Source organism: Dellaglioa sp. CoH-57-MRSF-16 (assembly GCF_056782055.1).
Genome location: NZ_JBXAXZ010000023.1, coordinates 1 through 704, shown reverse-complemented (window position 1 = coordinate 704; position 704 = coordinate 1). Strand labels below are relative to the sequence as shown.

Annotated in this window: 1 pseudogene; it reads right to left on the bottom strand. The window is 50.3% G+C overall.

Annotated elements, in window-relative coordinates:
* Window positions 1–704: pseudogene (locus tag AC1RPH_RS07645) on the bottom strand (hypothetical protein); the annotation flags it as partial.

The window sequence follows — 704 nt, the reverse complement described above, 5'->3', positions numbered from 1 at the left end:
CGTCCGTCGAGAACGATATCAGGGAACCTGCTACCAGCGTCTTGAGCTTTGCTGTGCCGGTTGTGGCACCGCTATCTGAGATAAGCGATGTACCGGTTGCTCCATTGTTATTCACCGTGGATATAACGACAGCACCGGTTTGTCCGGACACCGAAGTAACAGGCGGTGGAGGCACCGTTCCTGTGATTCTCAGGTTGCCATTTGCATCAGGCGCGATGGTGATGTTGCTACCAGCAACCAGAGTTTTGAGTTTTATGTTCCCAGTAGTAGAACCGCTATCTGAGATAAGCGATGTGCCGGTCGCAGCGTTGTTATCCGATGCCTGAACCACAATATTGCCGTTAGCATCGGGTTGCTGACCATCTACGGTCTTCACCTTGCCAGCATTATCGAGTTCCTGTTGAAGATTGGGTATATCCGCAATATCAATCTCGACGGCACCAACAGAATTCGGAAACTTGTTGTTGACGGATTTCACTTCACCGGCCGCAAAACTCACTGCTGTAGTTGCTCCGTATACCGAACCATCGTTAACTGTAAACGTGGTGCCGCCCGCGTACTCAATGCCGTTACGCCAAACTTGGGCATTGCTTGCTAGACCTGAATCGGGATCAGATACGTCGTAGAACAAATCAATTACTGCACCATAGATTATGGCGTCGCATATGGGCTGGTAGGGCAGAGCAAATCGCCACTTTTCTTGT